Source organism: Kitasatospora sp. NPDC091257 (assembly GCF_044757675.1).
GTDB lineage: Bacteria > Actinomycetota > Actinomycetes > Streptomycetales > Streptomycetaceae > Kitasatospora > Kitasatospora lactacystinica.
The window spans coordinates 1-5,138 of the sequence record NZ_JBIVVI010000657.1 but is presented as its reverse complement, the minus strand read 5'-3'; the positions used below and the strand labels follow the sequence as shown (position 1 = coordinate 5,138).

Annotated in this window: 4 protein-coding genes; 1 reads left to right on the top strand and 3 read right to left on the bottom strand. The window is 76.8% G+C overall.

The window, feature by feature from the left end; translation table 11 throughout:
- Positions 1–252: 252 nt before the first annotated feature.
- Positions 253–906 (bottom strand): class I SAM-dependent methyltransferase, encoded by a 654-nt coding sequence (locus tag ACIQOV_RS26655; protein ID WP_359896888.1) that lies wholly within the window; start codon positions 904–906, stop codon positions 253–255.
- A 285-nt stretch (positions 907–1,191) separates the two neighbouring features.
- On the opposite strand from ACIQOV_RS26655, the gene ACIQOV_RS26650 reads away from it, so the two are divergent.
- Positions 1,192–2,274 (top strand): alcohol dehydrogenase catalytic domain-containing protein, encoded by a 1,083-nt coding sequence (locus ACIQOV_RS26650; protein WP_401052594.1) that lies wholly within the window; start codon positions 1,192–1,194, stop codon positions 2,272–2,274.
- 166 nt (positions 2,275–2,440) lie between these two features.
- Here ACIQOV_RS26650 and ACIQOV_RS26645 read toward each other — a convergent pair whose 3' ends face one another.
- On the bottom strand, positions 2,441–2,614 hold the full coding sequence (locus ACIQOV_RS26645) for a hypothetical protein (RefSeq protein WP_401052591.1): 174 nt from the start codon (positions 2,612–2,614) through the stop codon (positions 2,441–2,443).
- Positions 2,615–2,997: 383 nt separating this feature from the next.
- Positions 2,998–4,989 carry an alpha/beta hydrolase family protein gene (locus ACIQOV_RS26640; RefSeq protein ID WP_401052589.1) on the bottom strand — a complete coding sequence of 664 codons (1,992 nt, stop codon included), beginning with the start codon at positions 4,987–4,989 and terminating at the stop codon, positions 2,998–3,000.
- Between the last annotated feature and the right edge of the window lie 149 nt (positions 4,990–5,138).

Below are 5,138 nucleotides of genomic sequence, written 5' to 3'. Positions count from 1 at the left end.
CCCCGGGGGCGGACTGCGCTTCGGCCGGGCGCTGCGGGCCGCGCACCCAGCCGCCGGCGCCGCCGCGCGCGGTGGGGTCCCAGACCGCCGGAGCGCTGTTCTGCTGGTCCGTCATGTCGCTGCTGGCCCCCACCGTCCGCCGATGCCCTGCGCTCTGCCTGGTGCTGCGCGGCCACCGTACCGTTCGAACCCCCGCCCGACAGCCCTGGCACGACGTTAGAGCATCGGTGCGGGGACGCGGGAACGAACGCGTTACCGGGCGGCTCGGCGCAGGACCCGCAGGGAGCCCGTCACCGAGACCTCCTCGAAGCCCTCGGCCAGCGCCCGCAGGTACACCCGGTACGGGGCCTGGCCGCCGTCCGCCGGATCCGGGAAGACGTCGTGCACCACCAGCAGGCCCTCCGGCGCCAGGTGCGGCACCCAGCCCTCGTAGTCGCCGGTCGCGTGCTCGTCGGTGTGCCCGCCGTCGATGAACACCAGGCCCAGCGGGCGCCCCCACAGCGCGGCGATCCGCGGCGAACGGCCGACCAGCGCCACCACGTGCTCCTCCAGCCCGGCGGCGTGCAGGGTGCGGCGGAACCTCGGCAGGGTGTCCATCAGCCCGACCTCGGGGTCGACCAGCGTCGAGTCGTGGTACTCCCAGCCGGGCTGCTGCTCCTCCGAACCGCGGTGGTGGTCGACGGTCAGCGCGACCGTCCCGGCCTCCCGCGCCGCCGCCGCGAGCAGGATCGCCGAGCGGCCGCAGTAGGTGCCGATCTCCAGCACCGGCAGCCCGGTGCCGCGCGCCACCGCCACCGCCGCCGCGTACAGCGCGAGCCCCTCGTCCACCGGCATGAACCCGGTGGCCTCCTCGAACGCCGCCAGCACCTCGGGCGCCGGCTCGGCGCTCAGCAGCAGGTCGGACATGCGGTGCTCCTCGGGGGTCGGGACGCGGGCGGACGTGCACGGACCCTACTCGACGGTAGCGGCGGGGAGAGCGGCGGGGACATCGGCGACGACGTCGGTGGGGACGCCAGCGGGGGTATCGACACGGTGGTGATCATGGCGTGTTCCGGTGGTGGAAGGACAGTGAATCCGCACAGTTCCGCCGGCCGGTCGTTGTGGAACGCGTTCTCGTCGCGCCGCGCCGCCCGTGCCAGAATCGGCGCGACCGCCGATCCGAGGAACACCAGGCACCCCGGGAGCAGCACCATGCGCGCAGCCGTCCTGCACAAGACCGGCCAGGAGACCCTCGACGTCCGCGAGGACGTGACGGCCGTGGGCTTCGGGCCGGGCACCGTACGGGTCCGGATGCGCGCCGCCAGCCTCTGCCACTCGGACCTCTCCGCGATGAGCGGCGTGCTGCCGCAGCCCGCGCCGTTCGTCCCCGGGCACGAGGGCGCCGGGGACGTGGTGGAGGTGGGCGAGGGCGTCACCGGCCTCGCCGCCGGTGACCGGGTGGTGCTCTGCTGGATGGCCCCGTGCGGACGCTGCGACCACTGCCGCCGGGACCGCGGCCACCTGTGCATCGCCAGCCTGCGCGCCCTCGGCGCCCCGGGCTTCCGGATCGCCGAGGGCGAGCTGAACGCCTCCGGCTTCTACGGCACCGGGGCCTTCGCCGAGGAGGTCGTGGTCGCGGCGAACGCCGTCATCAAGGTGCCCGCCGACCTCCCCTACGAGGCCGCCGCGCTGATCGGCTGCGGTGTGACCACGGGCATCGGCGCCGCCGTGAACACCGCCCGGGTCGAGCCCGGCGCCTCCGTCGCGGTGATCGGGGCGGGCGGGGTCGGCGTGGCCACCGTGCAGGGCGCCCGGGTCTGCGGCGCCGGCCGGATCACCGTCGTCGACCCGGTGGCCTCGCGCCGCGAGCGCGCCCTGGCCTTCGGCGCCACCGAGGCGATCGCGCCCGAGGAACTGAAGGCGGCGGCCAAGAAGCTGCCCGGCGGCGGCTTCGACTACGTCTTCGAGGCGGTCGGCCGCGCGGCCACCGTCCGGGCCGGCTACGAGGCCGCCCGGCGCGGCGGCGCGGTGGTGGTCATCGGCGCGGGCGCGCAGGACGACCTCGCCCAGTTCACCATGGGCGAGCTGTTCTTCAACGAGAAGCGCCTGCTGCCCTCGCTGTACGGCGGGGCGACGGTGACGCGCACCATCGGGCTGGTGGTCGACCTCTGGCGGGCCGGGCGGATCGACCTCGACGGGATGGTCACCCACCGGGTGGGGCTCGCGGACGTCAACGAGGCGATCGCGCAGATGCGCAGCGGCGAGGCGCTGCGGACGGTCGTCACGATGGACTGAGGGCCGGGCCGGGCCGGGGCGGGATCCGGGGACGGCCGGGCGGGCGGGGAAGAGCGAGGGCCCGCCGGGGGAGTCCGTGATCTCCGGGGCGGGCCCTCGGGCGCGGCACCGCTGTGCGGTGCTGCTGCGCGGTGCCCTTGGTGCCGACGCCCTGGTGGTGGTGCGGTCAGCCCCGCGCGCCGGCCGCGCGGTGGCGGCCGTGCGGGTCGGTCTCCGGGCTGTCGTCGGCGGCGGAGCCACCGCGGTGGCGGCCGTGCGACCCGGTGTCCTTGGCCGTCTTCTCGTCGGCGTCGGTCCCGGTAACCGCGGGTCCGGTGGTGTCGGTGAGGGTGTCGGACATGAGATTCGTCTTTTCCGTGCGGAGGGTGCGGGTCATCGGCGCCCGGCCGGCGCCGGTGGCGCACGGTCGGGTCCCCGATCGGGTGCTCGGTACGCGCCCGTAGCCGGTGATCACGGCCCGTGCCCCGGCCACCATAACGGCCGGGACGGGCGAGATCCTATCGAGATCCTGACGCGAGTCCCGTGCTGGTCCGGGGCCCGGAGCCGGGCCGGCGGCGCACCGGCTCGCGGTGGACCGGGGCGGTGCCCGAGGGTCGCCGGGCCGGGCCGACAGCCCGCGCTCACCTGCGGAGAGTTCACTCGGATCGCCCAGCGCGGCGTCGGGGCCGCCCGGCCGCGCGGGAGGATCCGGGAGTCCGTGAGCTTCGGCGGGCGGGCGGCGGATCAGCCCGGACGGCCGGTCCGCAGGAACGTGGCCAGCAGCTCGTGCAGGACGGCGGCGCCCTCGTCGGCGAGCACCTCGTGCCCGGAGCCCGCCGCCTCGACGTACCGGAAGTCCTCGCCCTCGACCCGGCCGATCCGCAGCAGTTCGTGCCGCAGTGACCGGGACTGGCTCACCGGTACGACCTCGTCCCGGTTGCCGTGCACCATCAGCAGCGGCGCGCTCAGCCGGTGTGCGAGTTGCAGGACGTCGCGCGGTCCGCGGGCGTCGGCGATCGGCTCGCCACCTCCCAGGCGGGTGGCCAACGCCCCTACGGGGGGCGCCGCTTCGGCCAGCAGCCGGGCGCCGGACAGGAACGGTGCGACCACCGCGCAGCGGGCGACCTGCCCGGCCGGCGCGTGCGCGGCCGCCAGCAGCGCCAGGAAGGCGCCGTAGCTGACCCCGAAGAGGGCGGGCGGCTCCAGGCCCAGGGCGGCGCGCTGGCCCGCGATGCCGTCCAGCAGGTACAGGACGTCGTCCAGGTCGGGGCCGCCCCAGGCGCCCCGGATGGCCAGCGCGTGCGCCACGCCGTAGCCGGTGGAGCCGCGCTGGTTGGGCGCGACCACCGCCAGGCCCTCGGCGGCCATCCGCTGCAGCGCCGGATCGAACTCCAGCCGCCAGGCGTCCGCCGGGCCGCCGTGCAGCGCCAGTACCAGGTGCGGGCTGCTCAGCCAGGTGTCCCCGCCGTACACCACGGCCTCCAACGGGCCTGCGGAGCCCGCCAGTTCGAGGCTCTGTGCGGGTTGCCAGCGACCGCCGTCGCCGGGCGGGGTGCTGCCGTCCAGCCGCCAGCCGGGCGGTGTGGTCCGTACCGGGCGCATCCCGCCGGGCTGCCAGGGCAGGACGGTGTCCCGCCACGGGCCGGGCAACCCCGAGGCCAGCGGCGCGAGTTGAAGCGGCAGCGGTACCGGGGCGGAGGCGGCCGGGAGCGGGCCGTGCGCCAGCAGCGCGTCGACGTCCAGGGTGGCCAGCGCCGTCGGATGGTCGGGCGAGGAGTACGGCAGCCGAAGCCCGGCCTCGCCCCAGTGGCCGACCGCGCCGAGCCGCCCGGGCGGCGCCGGCAGCGGGTCCAGCCGTCCGGCGGCGGGCCGCCACAGCGCGAGTGTCGAGCCCGCGCCGTGGTCGATCTGCACCGCGACCCGGGGGCCGTCCGCCGCCACCCGCAGGGCCACCGGCCGCAGGAGCATGCCCGCGACGTGCAGGCACTCCGGGAACCGCAGCGGCTCCCCGGTGCCGAGGAGGCCCCAGCCGAGCCGGTCGGTGCCGGGCGCGTCGCTGCGCACCATCGCGAACCGGCTTTCCGGGTCGAACAGGACGAGGCGGTCGTTGCTGTGCGGGCCGATCTCCAGCAGCGGGGTGGTGCGGCCGGTGCGCAGGTCGAGCACCACGCTGCGGACCAGGCCGTCGTTCACCCGGTCCAGCGCGAGCAGCGTGCCCGTACGGTCCAGCCAGGTGCCGCCGCCGTGCAACCCGGGGATCTCGGCGACCTGTTCGGGCTCGCTGCCGTCCGTCCGCACCAGCCAGGCGGTGGTCGCCGGGCGGGTGTCGCTGCCGAGGGCGACCGCCACCGGCGTCCGCGGCCCGGCCCCGGCCGGTGCCGGGAGCGGCAGCACCCGCAGTCCGGCCATCCTGAGCGCACCCAACGGCTGTTCCACGGCGGAGCTTGCGCCCGGCGTCAGGCGGGCCAGGTCGTGCCGGTCGCCGTCGTGCCGACAGATCAGCACCGAGCCGTCCGGCAGGGCGACCAGCTGCGAGCGCAGGCTCTCCGAGCGGTTGCCGGGCAGTGCCAGTGCGGTCGGCGCGGCCGGCCCGCCGTCCTGCGGAAGCCGCCAGCTCTCCACGTACCAGCCGCTGTCGGCGGAGGAGGCGAGGCAGGCGGCGTGGCTGCCGTCGGCGGCGAAGGCGAAGCTCAGCCGGCGCAGGGCCTGGGTCACGGTCCGGGTGGCCACGTTCATGCTCCGCTCACCCCGGTGGTGCCGGCCGGGCGCGCGGCGCCGGACGGGCCTGTCGTGTCCGGCCGTAGCCGGGGGCCGCCGTGGCGCAGCCGCGGCAGGAAGGCCGGCGGGCCTGCCGCGCCGGTGCCGTAGCCGGGGGCGCGGCCGGC